Annotated in this window: 18 protein-coding genes and 1 tRNA gene; 9 read left to right on the forward strand and 10 right to left on the reverse strand. The window is 69.4% G+C overall.

What is annotated here, in order from left to right; translation table 11 throughout:
• Nucleotides 1-46: 46 nt before the first annotated feature.
• Entirely contained in the window at nt 47-397 is a 351-nt protein-coding gene (locus tag ACIBG4_RS08715; RefSeq protein ID WP_397201312.1) for a metallopeptidase family protein, read from the forward strand.
• A gap of 110 nt (nt 398-507) precedes the next feature.
• Nucleotides 508-1791, forward strand: coding sequence for an MFS transporter (locus ACIBG4_RS08720; protein WP_397201313.1), 1284 nt, complete (start codon nt 508-510; stop codon nt 1789-1791).
• On the opposite strand, the gene ACIBG4_RS08725 is transcribed toward ACIBG4_RS08720, so the two are convergent.
• Nucleotides 1792-2100, reverse strand: coding sequence for a PspC domain-containing protein (locus ACIBG4_RS08725; protein WP_310716010.1), 309 nt, complete (start codon nt 2098-2100; stop codon nt 1792-1794).
• Between the two features lie 104 nt (nt 2101-2204).
• Here ACIBG4_RS08725 and ACIBG4_RS08730 point away from each other — a divergent pair, with 104 nt between their 5' ends.
• The 3 genes from ACIBG4_RS08730 (at nt 2205) to ACIBG4_RS08740 (ending at nt 5024) form a co-directional block, all read left to right on the forward strand.
• On the forward strand, nt 2205-3359 hold the full coding sequence (locus ACIBG4_RS08730; RefSeq protein WP_355444297.1) for an acyl-CoA dehydrogenase family protein: 1155 nt from the start codon (nt 2205-2207) through the stop codon (nt 3357-3359).
• A gap of 101 nt (nt 3360-3460) precedes the next feature.
• Nucleotides 3461-3536: transfer RNA gene (locus ACIBG4_RS08735), tRNA-Lys, on the forward strand.
• Between the two features lie 687 nt (nt 3537-4223).
• Nucleotides 4224-5024: an inositol monophosphatase family protein gene (locus ACIBG4_RS08740; RefSeq protein WP_397201314.1), complete on the forward strand. Its 801-nt coding sequence runs from the start codon at nt 4224-4226 to the stop codon at nt 5022-5024.
• Nucleotides 5025-5200: 176 nt separating this feature from the next.
• Here the strand turns inward: ACIBG4_RS08740 and ACIBG4_RS08745 are convergent, their stop codons facing one another.
• Both ACIBG4_RS08745 and ACIBG4_RS08750 read right to left on the reverse strand, forming a co-directional pair.
• Complete coding sequence (locus tag ACIBG4_RS08745) at nt 5201-5824, reverse strand: hypothetical protein (protein WP_397201315.1); 624 nt, start codon at nt 5822-5824, stop codon at nt 5201-5203.
• A gap of 77 nt (nt 5825-5901) precedes the next feature.
• Entirely contained in the window at nt 5902-6120 is a 219-nt protein-coding gene (locus tag ACIBG4_RS08750; RefSeq protein WP_397201316.1) for a hypothetical protein, read from the reverse strand.
• Nucleotides 6121-6391: 271 nt separating this feature from the next.
• On the opposite strand from ACIBG4_RS08750, the gene ACIBG4_RS08755 reads away from it, so the two are divergent.
• The 3 genes from ACIBG4_RS08755 (at nt 6392) to ACIBG4_RS08765 (ending at nt 8522) form a co-directional block, all read left to right on the forward strand.
• Nucleotides 6392-6955 carry a GNAT family N-acetyltransferase gene (locus tag ACIBG4_RS08755; protein WP_397201317.1) on the forward strand — a complete coding sequence of 188 codons (564 nt, stop codon included), beginning with the start codon at nt 6392-6394 and terminating at the stop codon, nt 6953-6955.
• 166 nt (nt 6956-7121) lie between these two features.
• Entirely contained in the window at nt 7122-7655 is a 534-nt protein-coding gene (locus ACIBG4_RS08760; RefSeq protein ID WP_397201318.1) for a flavoprotein, read from the forward strand.
• Nucleotides 7656-7658: 3 nt separating this feature from the next.
• The gene (locus ACIBG4_RS08765) at nt 7659-8522 is read left to right on the forward strand and encodes a hypothetical protein (RefSeq protein ID WP_397201319.1); all 864 of its coding nucleotides are present in this window, start codon (nt 7659-7661) and stop codon (nt 8520-8522) included.
• A gap of 84 nt (nt 8523-8606) precedes the next feature.
• On the opposite strand, the gene ACIBG4_RS08770 is transcribed toward ACIBG4_RS08765, so the two are convergent.
• A complete protein-coding gene (locus ACIBG4_RS08770) occupies nt 8607-9266 on the reverse strand; it encodes a hypothetical protein (RefSeq protein ID WP_397201320.1) in 660 nt (219 codons plus the stop codon).
• 57 nt (nt 9267-9323) lie between these two features.
• Entirely contained in the window at nt 9324-10109 is a 786-nt protein-coding gene (locus ACIBG4_RS08775) for an alpha/beta fold hydrolase (RefSeq protein ID WP_397201321.1), read from the reverse strand.
• Between the two features lie 134 nt (nt 10110-10243).
• Between ACIBG4_RS08775 and ACIBG4_RS08780 the strand changes: the two genes are divergently transcribed.
• Entirely contained in the window at nt 10244-13000 is a 2757-nt protein-coding gene (locus ACIBG4_RS08780; RefSeq protein WP_397201322.1) for an ATP-binding protein, read from the forward strand.
• Between the two features lie 65 nt (nt 13001-13065).
• Here the strand turns inward: ACIBG4_RS08780 and ACIBG4_RS08785 are convergent, their stop codons facing one another.
• From ACIBG4_RS08785 to ACIBG4_RS08805, 5 genes are all read right to left on the reverse strand, one after another.
• Complete coding sequence (locus tag ACIBG4_RS08785; RefSeq protein ID WP_397201715.1) at nt 13066-13644, reverse strand: PASTA domain-containing protein; 579 nt, start codon at nt 13642-13644, stop codon at nt 13066-13068.
• 213 nt (nt 13645-13857) lie between these two features.
• Nucleotides 13858-14493 carry a hypothetical protein gene (locus ACIBG4_RS08790; RefSeq protein WP_397201323.1) on the reverse strand — a complete coding sequence of 212 codons (636 nt, stop codon included), beginning with the start codon at nt 14491-14493 and terminating at the stop codon, nt 13858-13860.
• Nucleotides 14494-14559: 66 nt separating this feature from the next.
• Entirely contained in the window at nt 14560-16179 is a 1620-nt protein-coding gene (locus ACIBG4_RS08795) for a hypothetical protein (RefSeq protein ID WP_397201324.1), read from the reverse strand.
• Nucleotides 16176-16676: a hypothetical protein gene (locus ACIBG4_RS08800; RefSeq protein WP_397201325.1), complete on the reverse strand. Its 501-nt coding sequence runs from the start codon at nt 16674-16676 to the stop codon at nt 16176-16178. The genes ACIBG4_RS08795 and ACIBG4_RS08800 overlap by 4 nt, the downstream gene beginning before the upstream one ends.
• Nucleotides 16633-17490, reverse strand: a complete 858-nt coding sequence (locus ACIBG4_RS08805) for a hypothetical protein (protein WP_397201326.1) — start codon at nt 17488-17490, stop codon at nt 16633-16635. Before ACIBG4_RS08805 ends, ACIBG4_RS08800 begins: the two co-directional genes overlap by 44 nt.
• Between the last annotated feature and the right edge of the window lie 94 nt (nt 17491-17584).

The following is a 17584-nucleotide window of genomic DNA, read 5'->3' on the forward strand; positions in this document are numbered from 1 at the left end:
GAGCGACGTTCATACGTTTACTTGCCTACCCCCGGCGCGAGGCAGAATGGCACATGTGATCGATATTTCGCGGGAAACGTTCGAGGAGCTGGTCGCCGAGGCGCTGGACACCATCCCCGCCGAGCTGACCCGCGTCATGAACAACGTCGTCGTCACGGTGGTGGACGATCCGCCCCAACCCAACCTTCTGGGCCTGTACACCGGAATTCCCCTTACCGAACGTGGCGACTGGTACTCCGCGGTTCTTCCCGACCGCATCGAGATCTACCGCAATGCGATCTGCCGGATCTGCGACACCGAGGAGCAGGTCGTACGAGAGGTACGGATCACGGTGGTGCACGAGGTGGGCCACCACTTCGGCATCGACGACGCCCGCCTGCACGAGCTCGGCTGGTGAGCCCCCGGGCGCCGGTTGCCCTCTTCTGCTTGCGGTACGGGGCCTGATCAGGCACCTTAGGTGACGTACTGAATACTCAGAGTCAGGCACAGCGGAGTCCAATGGGGGCCATGCGGACGCGACGGCTGCCGGGGCGGCATCGCCGTGCTGAAGAGCACCAAGCCACCTACGGCGAGGTCATCGCCATCGGCGAGTTCCGAGCACTGTGGTACGGCCAGGGCCTGTCACTCCTCGGCGACCAGCTCGCCCAGGTGGCGCTCGCCGTCCTCGTCTACGACCGCACCGGCTCGCCCCTCGCGACCGCCGCCGTCTACGCCCTCACCTACCTGCCGTCCATCGCCGGCGGCCCGCTGCTGGCCGGCCTCGCCGACCGGTTCGCCCGGCGGGGGGTCATGGTGGCGTGCGACCTGCTGCGCGCGGCCCTGGTGGCCGTGATGGCGCTGCCCGGCATGCCGTTCTCCGTGCTGTGCGCGCTGGTGTTCCTGGTGGTGCTGCTCAGCGCGCCGTTCTCGGCCGCGCGGGCGGCGCTGCTGCCCGAGGTGCTGGAGGGCGACCGGTACGTCGTGGGCACGGCGCTGCAGAACATGACCAACCAGGGCGTGCAGATGCTCGGCTTCGCCGCGGGCGGCGCGGTGATCGCCACGCTCGGCCCGTACCGCGCGCTGGCGCTGGACGCCGCCACCTTCCTCGGCTCGGCGCTGATCCTGGTCTCCGGCGTGCGACGGCGGCCGGCGGCGGCCGCCGAGGAGGACCGGCCGTCCATGTGGGCGATGACCAGGGCCGGGGCGCGCCTGGTCTTCGGCGACAGGCGGCTGCGTACGCTGGTGATGTTCGCCTGGCTGTGCGGGTTCTACGTGCTGCCGGAGGGGCTGGCCGCGCCGTACGCGGCGGCCCTCGCCCCGGAGGGGCTGCCCGTCCCGGTGGTCACCGGGCTGCTGATGGCCGCGATGCCGACGGGCACGGTGCTGGGGGCGTTCCTCTTCAGCAGGTTCGTGTCGCCGTCGCGACGGCTGCGGTTGATGGGCTGGATGGCGGTGCTGAGCTGTCTGCCGCTGGTCGTCAGCGCGTTGCGGCCGCCGCTGGCCGTGGTGCTGGCGGCCTGGGTCCTGTCGGGGGTGGGCGGGGCCTACCAGCTCGCGGCCAACGCCGCGTTCGTGCAACGGGTGCCGGCCGAGCGGCGTGGGCAGGCGTTCGGCCTGGCGCAGTCGGGGCTGATGGCCGCGCAGGGCGCCGGGATCCTGGTGGGCGGTCTGGCCGCCGAGAGACTCGGTCCCGAACTCGTGGTCGCACTGTCCGGCGTCATGGGAGTGACGTGCGCGGCCGTGCTGGCCATGGTCTGGACCGAGTCCCGCGGCGACGAGTCCCACCGGGTGCGAGCCTCGGCGCCCACCTGATCACTGCTGGGGCTTCTGCTCGTCGTCCCAGGTGCCGGGGGTGGTCGTCGTGCCGCTCTGCCAGGTGGACTTGGCCTGCTGCTTGTTCAGCAGGTCCTGGACGATCGAGGTGTCCCTGCCCGCCTCGGGCATGAGCAGCCAGCCGATCGCGTACAGGCCGACCCCCACCCCGCCGAAGAGCGTCGCCACCGCGAGCGCGATGCGGACCAGGTTGGCGTCGATGCCGAGGTACTCCCCGACACCGGAGCAGACGCCCGCGATGATCCTGCCGTCGTGAGTCCTGCGCAACTGCTTGATGTTCTCGTTCATGTCTCAAGCGTGCCCCCGCTGCCCTCTTTGGCACATCGGGAATTCCCCTGTAGAAACCCTGGTAGCCCCTTACATAAAGGCGCTTGTGCGAGGAGAGGATCGCCATGGACGACCTGCTGCGCGTCGACGACCGGCTCAACGGTGACCAGAGGCTCATCCGCGACACGGTCGCATCGTTCGTGTCCGACCGCGTCCTGCCGCACGTGGCGGGCTGGTTCGAGGAGGGCGTGTTCCCGGCGCGCGAGCTCGCGCCCGAGCTCGGCTCGCTGGGGCTGCTCGGCATGCACCTGGAGGGCTACGGCTGCGCCGGCACCGACGCGGTCTCGTACGGCGTGGCCTGCCGCGAGCTGGAGGCCGGCGACTCGGGGTTGCGGTCGTTCGTGTCGGTGCAGGGCTCGCTGGCCATGTTCCCCATCTGGCGGTACGGCTCCGACGAGCAGAAGGAGGAGTGGCTGCCCCGGATGGCGGCGGGCGAGGCCATCGGCTGCTTCGGCCTGACCGAGCCCGACCACGGCTCCGACCCGGCCGGCATGCGGACGTACGCCAAGCGCGACGGGTCCGACTGGATCCTCAACGGCTCCAAGATGTGGATCACCAACGGCTCGGTCGCGGACGTCGCCGTGGTGTGGGCGCAGACCGACGAGGGCATCCGGGGCTTCGTCGTCCCGACCTCCACGCCGGGCTTCTCCGCCCCTGAGATCCACCGCAAGCTGTCCCTGAGGGCGTCGGTCACCTCGTCCCTGTACTTCGACGACGTACGCCTGCCCGGCTCCGCCGTACTCCCCGGGGTGACGGGCCTGAAGGGCCCGCTCTCGTGCCTGTCGGAGGCCCGCTTCGGCATCCTGTGGGGAGTCGTGGGAGCGGCCCGCGCGTGCCTGGAGTCGGCGGTCGAGTACGCGAAGACGCGTGTGCAGTTCGACAAGCCGATCGGGTCGTTCCAGCTCACCCAGGAGAAGCTCGCGTGGATGTACGTGGGCATGACGCAGGCGTCGCTGACGGCGTTCCACCTGGGAGAGCTCAAGGACGCGGGACGCCTGGAGCCCGTCCAGATCAGCTTCGGCAAGCTGGCGAACGTCCGCGCGGCCCTCGACATCGCACGCCAGGCACGGTCGGTGCTGGGCGGCAACGGGATCACCCTGGAATATCCGGTCATCCGGCACATGAACAACCTGGAGAGCGTGCTCACCTACGAGGGCACCCAGGAGGTGCACCTGCTGACCTTGGGCAAGGCGCTCACCGGGCTCGACGCCTTCCGCTGAGAAGCCTCTTCCCGATCTGGGCAAGCGCACGATCCGCTACTGTGATGGGGCGAGAACGGCGTCGCGTACCGGCCGGTAGTCTCTGTACCCTTGCTGTGCATGGGGCGTTAGCTCAATTGGCAGAGCTGCGGACTTTTAATCCGTAGGTTCCGGGTTCGAGCCCCGGGCGCCCTACCAGCTCGAACGCCTCTCCTCGATCTTGTCTGGCGAGGTCGTACAGCCAACTTTCACAGCAAAGAGGGCCGGAACCCATTCTCTGGGAGTCCGGCCCTTCGTGGTTTTGATGCTTGTCCGAAGAGCTGCTTCGCGACCGCGTCGACGGCCGGCCGTTCAATGTCCGGAAGCATGTGGAGCGGTGAGAGCGTCCCGGTATCAGCCGCCGCCGTGCCGCCTATCGCGCTTCGCCCCGCAAAAGCGCAGTCCAGACCGTCTCCGCTTCCTTGAACAACCACCGCTAGGCATCTCGGACCTCCGACGCGCCGTGAAGTCGATGCGTGCGCCGGACGAAAGCCTTTCCGGCCGCGTGGCACAGTCGTACACCGTGGCGGCAATCACACGTCCACGCCACCACGCGCACGCGGTCCTCGGACCTGAACGGTGCCCGCCAGACGAGCCGCATGTGACTTGCCTTGGCCATGGCGACATGAGGGCTCATACAGTCGACGTTCACCACCATGCGGACTCACCCGCCGAGCCGGTGCCCTTGCAACGCCAGCAGCCGGCTCGCTCCCGCTCACCGATGGAGGAGGCGCCCGGATGCAGCGACTCACCTACGCTGGTGATCGCGGACAACACCGCCGCAGGCGGCCTCTTCCCCGTCTTCGACCAGGTCTTCACCGACATGTGGGAGCGGAGCACACCCCTATGAGCATCGACGCCCGCTCTCTGCTGCCCATCGCGGAACAGGCCACCACCATCGCCGCCGACATCATCCGCACCAAGGCCCCCGGCGTGGTGACCGCCAAGGGCGACCGCGACATGGCCACAGAGGTGGACTACGCCGTCGAAGACGCCGTCCGAGACTTCCTGACCCGGGAGACCCCCGAGATCGGGTTCCTCGGCGAGGAGGAAGGACTCAGCCACGCCGGCAAGGGCCTGCTCTGGGCGCTGGACCCCGTCGACGGCACCGCCAACTTCCTGCACGGCCTCCCTCTGTGCGCCGTCTCCCTGGGTTTGATCGAGGACACCGCTTCCATCCTGGGCGTCATCGACCTCCCCTTCCTGGACACCAGCTACACAGCAGCCGAGGGGGCAGGCGCCCACGCCAACGGCACACCGATCCACGCCAGCGACACCCGCGACCTGGACGCCGCCATCGTCGCCATCGGCGACTACGCCGTTGGGACCAATGCCGAAGAACGCAACCGCCCGCGTCTCGCCCTCACCCACGAACTCGCCGCCCGGGTACAACGCATCCGCATGTTCGGCTCCGCCGCCATCGACCTCGCATGGCTCGCCCACGGCAAGACCGACGCCCTCATCATGCTCAGCAACAACCCCTGGGACACCGCCGCAGGCATCATCATCGCCCGCCAAGCCGGAGCCGTAGTGGTCGACCTCGACGGCAGCCCCCACACCACAACGTCGCGAGCCACCATCGCCGCCGGCCGCACCCTTATCGCCGACCTCCTCGCGCTCATCGGGCAGGCATCGGAGACGGCCTAGCATTGCCGAATCGCTCTCCTAGAGATCAGCGGCGGCGCCACGCCGCCGCACAAGTACAGCCCTACGATCGCCACATGGGGGGCTGGCCTTCGTTGTTGGTCGGGGGCGATCGACGATCCGGGTAATGGTCGTCCGCCCGTACTTCCACGCCCATCCCCATGCATGCGCTGGCGCGATCAAGGCAGTTCACCAACGGGCGCGACGGTATGCGTCCCATCGCCGGTGCACCGCCAAACGGCCATTCCATGTTCGTATCCGGCGTGCAGGCCACGATCGTGCGTGGCGCAGACAGGCCACACTTTCAGAATCATTCCCATGAACGTTTCTTGGACAGCATCGGCGACTTCCCCGAGCGCACCTTGAGCGCTACTGCCCGCGATGGGGTCGATGCCGTTGCCGTGATAACCACCCAGGAACTCCACCCAGGCGCGACCCCTGCTGTCCCAGTCGTGAGTGACCAAGCGAAACGTACTGGTGATCCCTCCGGCGCGAACGTCGCGCTTCACGACCTCCAGCGCATGCTCCAGCGTCGCCCACAGACGGGGTTCGAGGGCGAATCTCGGCTCGAAGTTGGCGTCACGGAGAAGGCTCTCGCCCAGGCGGGTCAGGTCGGCCGCGGTCAGATGGGCAGCGGGGCGTTCGAGGATCTCCTGCGTCGCCGGAGTACTCATACCCCATTCCTCCAGCGTGCAGGCAAGTTCGAGGACGGGTTCGGCGTCGAGGCCGCCGTCACGCAATGCCGTGTATATACGGCCCAACAACTCGTCTACCAGCTGTTCGGCTCGCTCTTCGGAGTGCACGCTGCAGTGTTGCCTACCGCATGAACCCAGGCAAGCGAGATCTCCCGCGGTGTATCGACGCCGGCATGCCGGATCGCCTACTCCTCGAACCAGGCCACCAAGCGGACAGCATCGTCTCCGTGGACGTGCGCGAGCGTGCGCATGACTGTCCGTACCCCGTGCCACAGGCTGTCAGGCGGTACGGCATGGCGGCGCGTGGCACGCTCAACACGGAAGACGGTGTCTCCGTCCTTCCACTCGGTGCCTTCGTCCCACAGCACGGCGACCTGATCAGGATCAACAGCCAAGGTGTTCACGCCACTTACCCGAGCGAATCTGCGGCTCCATACCGAACGGTATACGAGTTCGAGGCTCTGATCAGGAAGCCGTCGATACTGGGCCACGTTGGTCGGATGGAGGGCTGGTTCATCCCAGCCGTCGCGCAATAGCCGCCCCTCTGCCGACCGCTACGTGACCTGCTGAACTCCGGATCGACGCAAGCCGCTCCGCTCCGATCGGCCGCTCTGCCTCAAGACGGCGCACACGGCGATTAACGGCTCTATCAGCGGCTATGCCAACCTCTACGCCATGCACATCAGATCCGGTACCCAGGACGACGCCGAGCCCATCGCAGAGCTCCACACTCGTAGCTGGCTGACCGCCTATGCCGAGATCATGCCCGCCGGCTACCTGAACGGGCCCCTGCTCGACGAGCGCAAGGCCATGTGGAGCACCCGGCTCGCCACTGTCACCGCGGAGCAGGATCACACCCGCTGCCTGCTCGTCGCCGTCGACGGCGACGCCCTCGTGGGGTTCGCCTATCTCGCCGTCGAAGCCGACGGGCGCATCCTGCTCGACAACCTGCACGTCGAGCCGGTGCGCAAGCAGTCCGGCATCGGCCGCCAACTCGTCCACCACGCCTTTGGGTGGGCCGCCGAGCGACACCCTGACAAGACGGTCTACCTGGAGGTGTTGCGCGACAACGTCGCCGCGATCTCCTTCTACCGGCGCCTCGACGGCCGGCCGACCAGAGAGTTCATGGAACGGTTCCCCGCAGGGTTCGAACTACCCGTCGTCGAGTACACATGGGGTCCTGACAACGTCCGAATCCTTGCCGACAACCGTTCCACCACCGATCGGCTTGTCCCCTAGGAGCTCCCCCGCCGCCGGTTGTTCAGCGGCTGGGGTGCGCCTGTGCTTGCGGAGTGGGGCCGGCGTCCGTCCGGGACGGGGGACGGTCAGATCAGTAGGTGGCTGAGGTGGGAGCCTGATCATCCCGCCCGGCCCGCGAGTACGCGGCAAACCAGGGAGTCATCGCGTGCCCCAACCCGGCAAGGTCCTCTACATCATCGTCTGCGCCGCCGGCCCCGCCCCCGATGTCGGCCGCCTCGTCACCCTCGCCCGAGATGCCGGCTGGACCGTCCAGATCATCGCCACCCCGTCGGCACTCGACTTCATCGACGTCGCCGAACTGGAGAAGCAGACCGGCCGTCCCGTCCGCAGTCAGTACCGCAAACCCCACGAACCCAAGTCCCCCAGAGCCGACGCCATCATCGTCGCCCCAGCCACCTACAACACCATCAACAAGTTCGCCCAAGGCACCGCCGACACCTACGCACTCGGCCTGCTCTCCGAAGCACCCGGGCTTGGCATCCCGGTGGTGATCCTCCCCTTCGTCAACACCGCACTGGCATCACGCAGCCCGTTCCGGCGCAGCGTCGACCAACTCCGCGCCGAAGGCGTCCGCGTCCTGCTCGGCCCCGGCCAGTTCGAGCCGCACCCGCCAAGCTCAGGAGCCGAACGCATCGACGACTACCCCTGGTCACTGACTCTGGAGAACCTGCCGCATTGATCCTTGGTCATCAGCGTCGATCACGGGGCGGAAGGAACCGACGCCCAGGTCTGCGACGAGCAGTGTCCGCAGGAGTTCCTGATGAGAAGATGGCGGCAGGCGATCAGCCGTCGGCAGCCGACAGGGAGGCCTGTGTCCGCAGGTGAGGCTCGAGTATGGGATCCGTTCGGCACGCTCGGCCGGGTTCTGTGGATCGGCGGGGGGCAGTGGGCCGGCAAGTCCACCGTGGCCCGGCTGCTGGCCCAGCGATACGGACTGACCGCGTATCACTACGACTACCACGACGCCCGTGGCCACAACGATCGCCGGATCACTCGCCGTGTCCGGCTCGGTCAGTCTCCAGATGACCCTGACCCCGATGTCACCTGGGTGAACACCACCCCGCAGGAAATGGCCGCCGAAACGCTGGCCGGCTTCCCCGTCCGGTTCGCATGGGTACTGGACGACCTGCGCGCTCTGGTCGCCGGACGCCCCATTGTCGCCGAAGGCTGGGGGCTGCGCCCCGAGCTGGTCGTACCCGTCGCCGGCTCGCCCCGGCAGATGGTCGTCATGGTGCCCACCGCAGAATTCCGCGACCGGCAACTACGCACCCTCACCCGGGCCGCCACCCTCGGACACAACGTCAGCGACCCCGCCCGGGCCCAACGCAACCGGCTCGAACGAGACCGCCTCATCGCCGACGATGCCGTCCGCACCGCCCGGCGCCTGGGCATCCGCGTGATCGAGGTCGATGGGACCCTCGACGCCACCGCTGTCGCCGACCTCGTCGCCGACCACTTCCGTCCCTACCTGCCACCACCGGAAGATCATGAGGCAGTCCGCGACGGGACCCGATCACCCTCGGAGGTGACGCCCGAAGCGCCCTGATGCCCCGTGGCCGCCCACCGGGGCCACGAGGACCGTCATTCCCGCGAAGCCGGCACGGCGAAGGGGTCCCCGCCCTCCCGCGACTCAAGACTGACCAAGGTCGAGGGCGAGCGTGTGCTCGGGCCTGGCCAGGATGGCCAGGGCAGCCTGTTGACGTCGGTGCAGAGCCTTGGCCTGTGCGCGGAGGGCACGGAGACGGGCACGCATGCGCAGCCGGCTCCGCCACGGATGCCAGAGCGCCTGAAGGAGGAGCTGGGTGGTCGCCTCCCGGTAGTCATCGCCGGCAGCGGTGAGCGCGTCGAGGTCCGCCTCATCCAGGACGCCGCCGAGGCGGAAGTCGATGAGGCGTAAGACCTCGCACTGGAGCGCCTGTTCCTCACCGCCGCCCGCGAAATCCAGGACTCTGCGCGGCACACCGGCGGACAACGCGCTCACGACGAGGCCATCGAGCGCTTCGCGCAGCGCGCGTTCGGCGTCCATGCCGTCCTCGAGCAGCACCGACAGCCTGAAGTGCTCCGAGGCCGGCAGGCGTTCGCCCGCCACGTACCGGATCCGTCGCCCGTTCCTGGCCCCCCTCGGTGCGACGTCGCGGACACCGGCCCGTACCGCGGCGACGCGTTGGAGCCGCTGCTGCACGTCGGCGCGCAGGTGGCGCCGCTCATGGTTACGCGACAGGTACGTGGTCACCGAGGCGCCCACGATGCCGCCGGCGGTGGTGTACACGAGATCGATCAGTTCAGCCATCGCTGCCGGCCCGAGGAGCGCCGAACGCCGACGCGAACGGCTGCTCCTCGATCGTGCTCATGCCGTGGTCTCGGTGAAGAACGCGGCGAGGACGGGGGCGATGGCCTCCGGGTCCACGTTGTGGGGCTGACCGGTGAGGGTGGCTCGCCGTACGTCCGGCAGCAGATCGGCCACGGCCTGCGCCGTGCTGCTGATCCACGGGATCGTCTCACCGTCGATCACCAGAGTGGGCGCCGTGACGCCGGTCAGCCGGTCGGCGGGCAGGGAGAAGTCGCCGGTGATAGTGGCGTCGTAGATGAGCGTGTGGGCCACGGCCTCCATCGCCGGCCAGCCCGGGAAGTCGCGCATCGGGGCCACGTACTCGGCCGGAATGCCGACCGCGGCGGTGAGGAACAGCTCGCACATGTCACCCCTGCGGCCCTCGGCCAGCAGGGCCACGAGCTGCTCCCGGTAGTCGGCCGGCACCGGCGTACGGGTGCCGGGCAGGATGTAGGGGACCTCCCACACCGCCAGCCTGTCGACGGCGAGCCCGCGGGCAGCGGCCTCCAGGGCGATGATTCCGCCGCCGGAGGTGCCGTACAGGTGTGCCGAACCGCCCGCCGCGGTGATGATCGCCTCGATGTCCTCGAACTCGCGGTCCACCGCGTAGGGGGCGGTGTCGCCGCTGTCGCCACGGCCACGCCGGTCGTAGTTGTAGACGGTCAGGTCCTTGGCCAGCAGCTCGGCCAGGGGTGCGGTCGCCGACCGGTCATTGGGACCGGCGCCGATGAGGATCACCGCCGGGCCCTGCCCGATCCGGTCGTAGGCGATCGCCGTGCCGTCCTGCGAGATGACCTTGTTCATGTCGGCTCCCTCGTGTTCGTGCTTGTCGGTTACATGATCAGAGTGCTCCCCGCAGCCCTGGTCCCACATCCGTGCTCTCCACCGATTCACCACTGAGAGATCCATCGCGCCCGCACGTACGTGATGATGTCCGCATGATCGCAAAGGTGTCCCAGCGCGAGGCCGAGGTGCTGGCGGCGGTCGCGGAGCGGCTGTCGAACGCGCAGATCGCGAACAGGCTGCACATCTCCGTCCGCACGGTCGAGAGCCACGTCGCCTCGCTGCTGCGCAAGTACGGCGTGGCCGACCGGCAGGAGCTGGCTCGGCAGGTGCCGCAGGCCGGTGTGGACCGCGACATCCCGGACGCGCCGCAGGCAGGGATTCCCACCCCGATGACCTCGTTCGTCGGGCGCGAACGGGAGCATGAGGCGATCCTGGCGGCGTTCGGCGCCTCCCGGCTGGTCACCCTGCTGGGTCCGGGCGGCGCGGGCAAGAGCCGCCTCGCGGCGGAGATCTGCTCCTCGTACCCGGCGGGCGGGGCGTTCGTGGATCTGGTTCCCGTACGAGATGGGTTCGTGACGCAGGCGGCGGCCAAGGTGCTCGGGGTCAGCGAGCGCGCCAGGCAGCCGTTGGAGGATGCCGTCATGGAACGGCTTCGCCGCGATCGGGCGCTGCTCGTCCTCGACAACTGCGAGCACGTGCTGGACACCGCAGCCGGTTTCGCGGAGCGAATGCTGGCAGCCTGTCCGGGCACCCGGATCATGGTGACGAGCCGCGAGCGCCTCGGCGTGCCGGGCGAACGTACCGTGCCGATCGGCCCGCTGCCTCTGGCCTCCGACGCGGAGGCGCTGTTCCTCGACCGTGCCACCGCGGCCGATCCGGAGTTCGACGCCGACCCGGCCCTGCTGACGGAGATCTGCGCCCGGCTCGACGGCATTCCCCTCGCCATCGAGCTCGCCGCGGCCCGCAGCGCCTCCCTGGGGCTTGCCGGACTGCTGGTCGCGCTCGACGACACTCTGAGGCTGCTCACCGGGGGACGGGCAGCCGACCAGCGGCATCGGTCGCTGCGCGCGGTGCTCGAATGGAGCCACGACCTGCTCGACGAGGAAGAGCAGGCGCTGTTCCGGCGACTGTCGGTGTTCTGCGGCGGCTTCGACCTGGCCGCCGCGACGGCGCTCACCGCCGGCCGCCGGCCCGGCGCCGTGAGCGATGTGCTGGGGCGACTCGTCGACAAGAGTCTCGTCGTACGCGCCCCGGGGACGGCGAGCCGATGGCGGCTCCTGCAGACCGTCAGGGCCTTCGCCGAGGATCTGTTACGTGGCGCCGGTGAGTACGACGAGGCTCGGGAACTCCATCTGCTGTGGGCCGCCGGCACCGCGACAGCGATAGAGGAGCGGCTGATCGCCGCCAGACAGCGCGGGGCCAGGGCAGCGACGCCGATCGAGGTCTGGCGGCGGGAGTTCGACGGGGTCGCGGACGATCTCCGTGCGGCGCTGGCCGCCGCACCGCCTGGACCGGGCGGGGCGGGGCACCACCTGGCCCGCTCGCTGGGTCACCTCACCTTCGCCCGCCGGTTCCTGGCGGAGGCCCAAGGCCACTACCTGCAGGCAGCGCAACGGGCGCCCGGTCCCGCCGAAGCGGCCAAGGACCTGCGCAGCGCGGCCGACTGCTCCCTGGACAACATCTCCGGGCAGTACGTGTTCGACCTGCTGCTCGCCTCAGCGGCACAGGCCCAGGCCGCAGGCGACAAGAACGGCCGCGCGGTGGCCCTGGCCCGTGCGGTGGAGACGGCAGCGAGGTTTCTCGCCTCCTTCTCCGAAGGCATTCCCGGCGAGCGGCTCCGCCGTCATCTCACGGAGGCCGCCGAGGCCGGAGACCCCGGCGACCCGATCGTGGCGGCGTCCCTCGCCGCGGCGGCGGCCTGGACCGAGCGGCCGGCCGCCTTCGACCCGGACCCGGCCCTGGCCGCCAGGGCACTCGCCGTCGCACGGGCGACGGGCGACGCCGTGCTCATCAGCGCGGGGCTCGACGCGGTGACGACCGCCGCCGTACGGGCCGGTCGGCATCGCGAAGCCCGGGGGTACACCGAGGAGCGGCTGGCCCTGCTGTCGGAGATGGACCGCGACGACCCGCGTTCGGCCATCGAGATCGTGGACACCCTTCATGTGGCCTGCACTGACGCGATCGTCGCGGGAGATCTGCCCGCGGCGATCACCGCCGGTCGGCTCATGGTGGCCGACGACCTGGTCGGCGACCACCCGTACATCTCGGCCAGCAGGCTGATCCCCGCGCTCGTCCTCACCGGAGACCTCGGGCCGGCCCTGCGCTACGGCGAACGGATGTGGGAGGGATGGGAACGAGCCGGCCGCCCTCCGGCCGGATGGCTGCTGCCTTCGGTGTCGGCTGTCGCGCTCGCCTACGGACTTCTCGACGACCGGGTCCGTTTTCGGCTCTGGCGTCACAGAGCCGGCGTGGTGGTGGACCATGCGCGGGTCGGGCATGCCCGGCTGACCTCCTTCGGGGCGTTCGTCGATGCGCGGGCCGCGTTGCACTCCGGCGACCTGAGCGACGCCGCCGTCCTGGTGGAGCGGGCTTTCGGTACGTTCTCCATGGGACGTTATGAGGCGTACGCGCAGGCGGCGGGAGCCGAGCTGGCCGTCGTCGCCGGGCTGCCCGACGCCCCGGAACGGCTTGCGGCCGCGCTCCTGACAGCCGGTGAGAACTACTGGGCCTCCGCGTGCCTCGCTCGCGCCGGCGGCAGGCTCCACGCGGACCAGGACGCGCTGGCGGCCTCGGTCGCCCAGTGGGAGGGCATCGGCGCCCGGCTGGAGCGAGCCCACACCCTCCTGCTGATCCCGCACCGCGCCGAAGAGGGCCGATCCGCCCTGGACGCTCTGAGACCACCTCAGTAGGCGACCTCCGGCACCCCGTCGAGCGAACACGGGCTGGACGCGGATGCGCGGCGGGACGCCCGCGACTACGGGGTGCAGGACCCCCTGCTGTCGGCGACCCGCAGGCTCAGCGACGTGCCGTAGTGCTCGCGCATGCTCTGGCCGGCGGGCGGGTCCTGGGTGCAGACGGTGCGTTCGAGGTGCGCATTGTCGTCGTACCCCTCGATCACGAGGGGCTCGCTGTTGACGTACGGGAAGCCGAGCTGCAAGGCGGCCTGTTTCGCCTCGTGGCCGGTCTTGCCGACGTAGTTCGGCACGACGGCCCAGCGGGTGACGCGGCCGTCGGGCGGGCACGGCACCTGCGGGGGCAGGAGGCCGAACTCCACCTTCTTCGCCGAAGAGTCCTCGACCTGCGTGCAGACGATCCAGGTACCGGAGTAGGACTCACCGTCGAACAGATGGCCGTCCGGCAGGGCCCTGTACGCGGCGGTATAGGCAGGCCAGGAAGGTCGGAACTCGTCACTGATGGCGTCGAGCGTCTTTCCTTTGAAAGAGGGCAGCGCAGATGACGGCCGTTGCGATTCTGTCCCGCTCCCCCCGGTCGCGCCGGTGGAGGCGTTGTCCTCGCCCCCGCCCGAGCAGGCCGCCAGCCCGAGCACGGACACCGTCAACAGACCGAGGACACGGAGCCTGATCCGCACCATTGCGCTTTCGCTCCCCGAGCGTTATCGGACATGACACGACGATCATGGTCATCTTCGCGTCGCAGGGCAATGCATTGGCGATTGTTCGGCGCCGGCTACCTCTGCAGGTCGCGATCGGCCAGGCGATTCGGCTGGTCCACGGCGCGCGCGTGCCAGCCCGGCTGGGACGTCAGGTCAGGTGGATCCGCACAGCCTGTTGAGCTCCGCGACGTCTGTATTGATATCCGCGATCACCTGGTTGGGATCGCCGCCGGTCATGCCGGTCAAGCGGAAGTTCAGCTCCCCGAACTCGGCCGCCAACCGGCTGATCTTCGCCCCCACCACTCCCTGCGCGTCGAGGACCGCGCCCATCAGGTCGCTGGACGTCTGCTGAGCCGCGGCCGCCTGGCTGCTGCGGACGGTCCCGGCGTTGCGCACGTATGCGGTCAGCGCCGCCGCCGCCTCATCGCAGCCGCCGGGACGGACCGCTGCCAGCGGTGTGGGGGAGACCGGATCCGCTCGCTCGGGGCTCGGCTTTGGTCGCCGAGGCTTGCGGGACTCAGGTGACGGGCTCGGGGTCGGCGGTGCGGGCCGGGTGGTGACCGGATCCGGCGACGATGACTGCTCGGCCGGGGTGGGGACCACCGGGTCGGACCGGGCCGGCGGAGGCGGGGGCGGCGGAGGCGGGGTCGGGGTCGGCGGCATCAGGTAGGCGACGAGCGCTACCACGGCGGCGACCGCAGCAGCCAGAGCGCTCACTGCCGTCCAGTCCAGGCGCGAGCCCGCTCCTCCGCCCGCCCTCGAAGGCTGCGCCGATCCGCTCTTCGTCATGCCCTCATCGTGGCCGAGCCGCCGAGCTCGGTCCATGTCTCCTGCTGATCTTCTCGAACCGACAAGTCATAGATCATCGTTCAGCCAGCCGGCCAGTTCGGCGACGGAGGAGACCGCGCGGAGGCCAGGCCTGACCTCCGCGGTGGCCGGGCCGAGGTGGCAGTAGGGGACGAAGGGCAGGCACACCAGACCGAGGATTCCGTCATACCCGGAGAAGTCATAGTTGTCTCCGCTTCGGTGGTCGATCAGGGTGCCCAGGCGCGACTCCCACTCGGCCACGAAGGAGTCGCAGCGGGCCGCCAGGTTCCGGATGACGGCATGCTCGCCGGAGTCGTACTCCGGGCTGTAGGGGACGCTCTTGGCCGACACCGCCAGCAGCACGCCGTCGCGTTCGCCGACCGCGTCCAGGTCGGTCACCGTACGCCCGCCGACGCGTAACGCCCGCCCGCGGAGCGCGCGCAGACGGTCACCCGGCCGCCAGGCCGAGGCGTCGATGACCTCCTGGACGTCGCGTTCGAAGTGACTGGCGCGCAGATTGACCAGGCGGCCGCCGCCGCGGCGGGCCACGGTGGTCAGGTGACGCAGGTGGGCGGTGGCTGCTAGCAGGTCCACGTAGAGGCCGTCCGGAACCAGGCGGATCACCGGGCCCGGGATGAGCGGCCAGAACGACCCGCGCAGGTCGAGGAGCGCCTGCCAGGAGGCGTCAGGGTCCGCATCGTGGAAGGCGGCGGTGAAGCTCGCGTGGTCGTACAGGGCGTAGCCGCGCTGCAGCACGGAGACCAGGCTGTCGAGCGAAACCATCGCGGCCCGCATGCAGGCCAGCACCGCGGACAGCTCGGCACCCCACCAGGGTTCACCGGCGGGGGTGAGCTCCCGGAACGCGCGCAGGGTGCCCTGCTGGAAGCAGGCGACGCCGTACGCGGTGTCGATGGCGACCGTGTCGACGATCGGCGGCAGATCGAGGACCGGGCGCAGCAGGCCCGCGTCGACCTCCACCGTCGCGGACGAGCGCATTCTGACCGCGCCCATGACGGTGCCCGCTTCCGCCACGTCTTCGGCCCGCACGACCAGGCGTGCTCCCGTCGGTGTGAACAGGTCGTCCGCGGGATCGCTGATCCGCCGGTCGTAGAGCTCGACCGCGCGGGCGGTGGCGTCGTCGTACCTGAGGACGTGCCGGCCGTCGACCGACAATCTGAGAGCGGCGCCCTTCGCGCACGCCCGGTACATGGCCTGGTAGGTGACCGCGGTGGAGGCCGTGACGACCAGGCTGATCAGGGCGTGGACCGTAGCGGGGGTGATCTCGAAGCGCAGACCGTCCTCCCCCCGCACAGGAACCGCCGCGGCGGTGGATCGAGCGCTCAACACCTCGGCCGCCGCCTGCCGTACCGGTCCGGTGGTGGGGTGCCTTCCGGACAGATGTTCATGCGGCAGGCGACGCAGCAGGAACAGCCACTGCGCCGGCGAGAGCGACTGGCTGATCTCGGTGCCGGCCCGTTCGAGGGCTCCGATCAGCCCGGCCAGGTGGGCGCAGGCGTCCGCACTGTCCAGGACCCGCCCGGGCTCGCCGCTGACGTTCACGCGGCGCAGCAGCTCGGTTTCGTGCGCCGCCGTACGGGGCCAGAGCTCCGCGACCAGCTCACCGACCTGGCGCGCAGTCTGGTCCTCGAGGCGGACGGTGAAGCTCAAAGCCGGCTCGCGGCGAGCTCCTGGACCTGGTCGACCCGGCCGTCCGCGTGGTGGCGCAGGCCGACGACGAGGCCGTCCACGATGATCTCGGCCTGGACGTACCCGGCGGGCACGCGCTTGGACTTGAAGAGCACATGGCCGGCAGGGCTGACGTATCTCTTCCAGTTGACGCCCCGCTCGTCGAACACCAGATAGCCGACCTGGAAGTCGAGCGGTTCCAGACCCTCGACGATCTGGGTGATCAACCCCGCCGCCGCCTGGTCAGGGCCGGACGCCACGAAGTTGTAGGTGCCGAGCGGGCGGCGGGTGCCGGCGTCGATGTGCAGCGCGATCGGGCCGTCGGGGTGCTCAACGAGTTCGTAGAGGCCATGTCTGCCCTGGATCAGGATGGTCTGAACACCTCCGGGGCGTTCCATCACCATCGGCGCGCCCAGCGGGGTGTCGCCGATGCGGTCACTGATCCACCGGACCAGCTCTGTCAGATCGTGAGATGCCACTCCGGGCCGCCTTGGGTAGGAGTTCGGGAAAGTCCGTGCGGAGCTGGTCGGCGACCTCGGCATGCGGAACCAGCTCCAGGTTGGAGATCCGGCGCCGGGGCACGAGGGCGCCGCCGGGGTCGAGGAACGTGATGAGCGCGCGCAGGTTGGCGCCGGCGGCGATGAGCCGGTCGACGACGTAGGGGTCCCCCTGGGCGGCGTGCTGCAGGAACGCGTCCAGATCGGCGAACCAGCGGCGGAGCTGGGCGTCGCGTTCGTGCGCCACGGCGAACGAGGAGAAGCTGAGAGGCGCCTTCCCTTCCTGGTCCAGCGCGACCTCGCCCATGGCCGACAGCATCAGCCGGGGAAGCTGCGAGGCATCCACCGCATCCGGGTCTTTCGACCAGCCGAAGTAGGAGAAGCTGGACAACGCCTTGAAGGGGCCGTAGAGCCGCCGGTTGAACCGTTTCCCGAAGCGCGAGGATTCGTACGGCAGGAAGCCGAACTCCTCCTCGATGCTCCGCACCCACGCCAAAAAGTTCGCGAAAGTATATATGCTGCTCAACCGGTAATACGGCGATGATTCATACCAATCCTCGCCTATATTCCGAACGAAGTTGTTGATGCGGCGCTCCAGCGACTCGGCGGAGCGGACCAGTGGCGTCGTATATTTCCGGACCGTGACGTTTGTCGCACGTCTCGCCCCGAAGAAGGGACGCAGCAAATCCTCGAAGAAGAACTTCACTCCTGCGCCGATGATCCCACCCACGAGGGACGAGAGCAGGATCCAGAGAACGGAGTACTGCTGGAACGAGCGCGTCAACCAGTCCGTCATCGTGTCTCCGTCAGGAACGCCCCGCCGTGATTCTCCCCGCACCTGGTGACGCCTGCAAGGGGCAGGAGAGTACGGCGCATGGCGAAGCTCCACG

This window comes from Nonomuraea sp. NPDC050383, assembly GCF_044459125.1.
Classification (GTDB): domain Bacteria; phylum Actinomycetota; class Actinomycetes; order Streptosporangiales; family Streptosporangiaceae; genus Nonomuraea.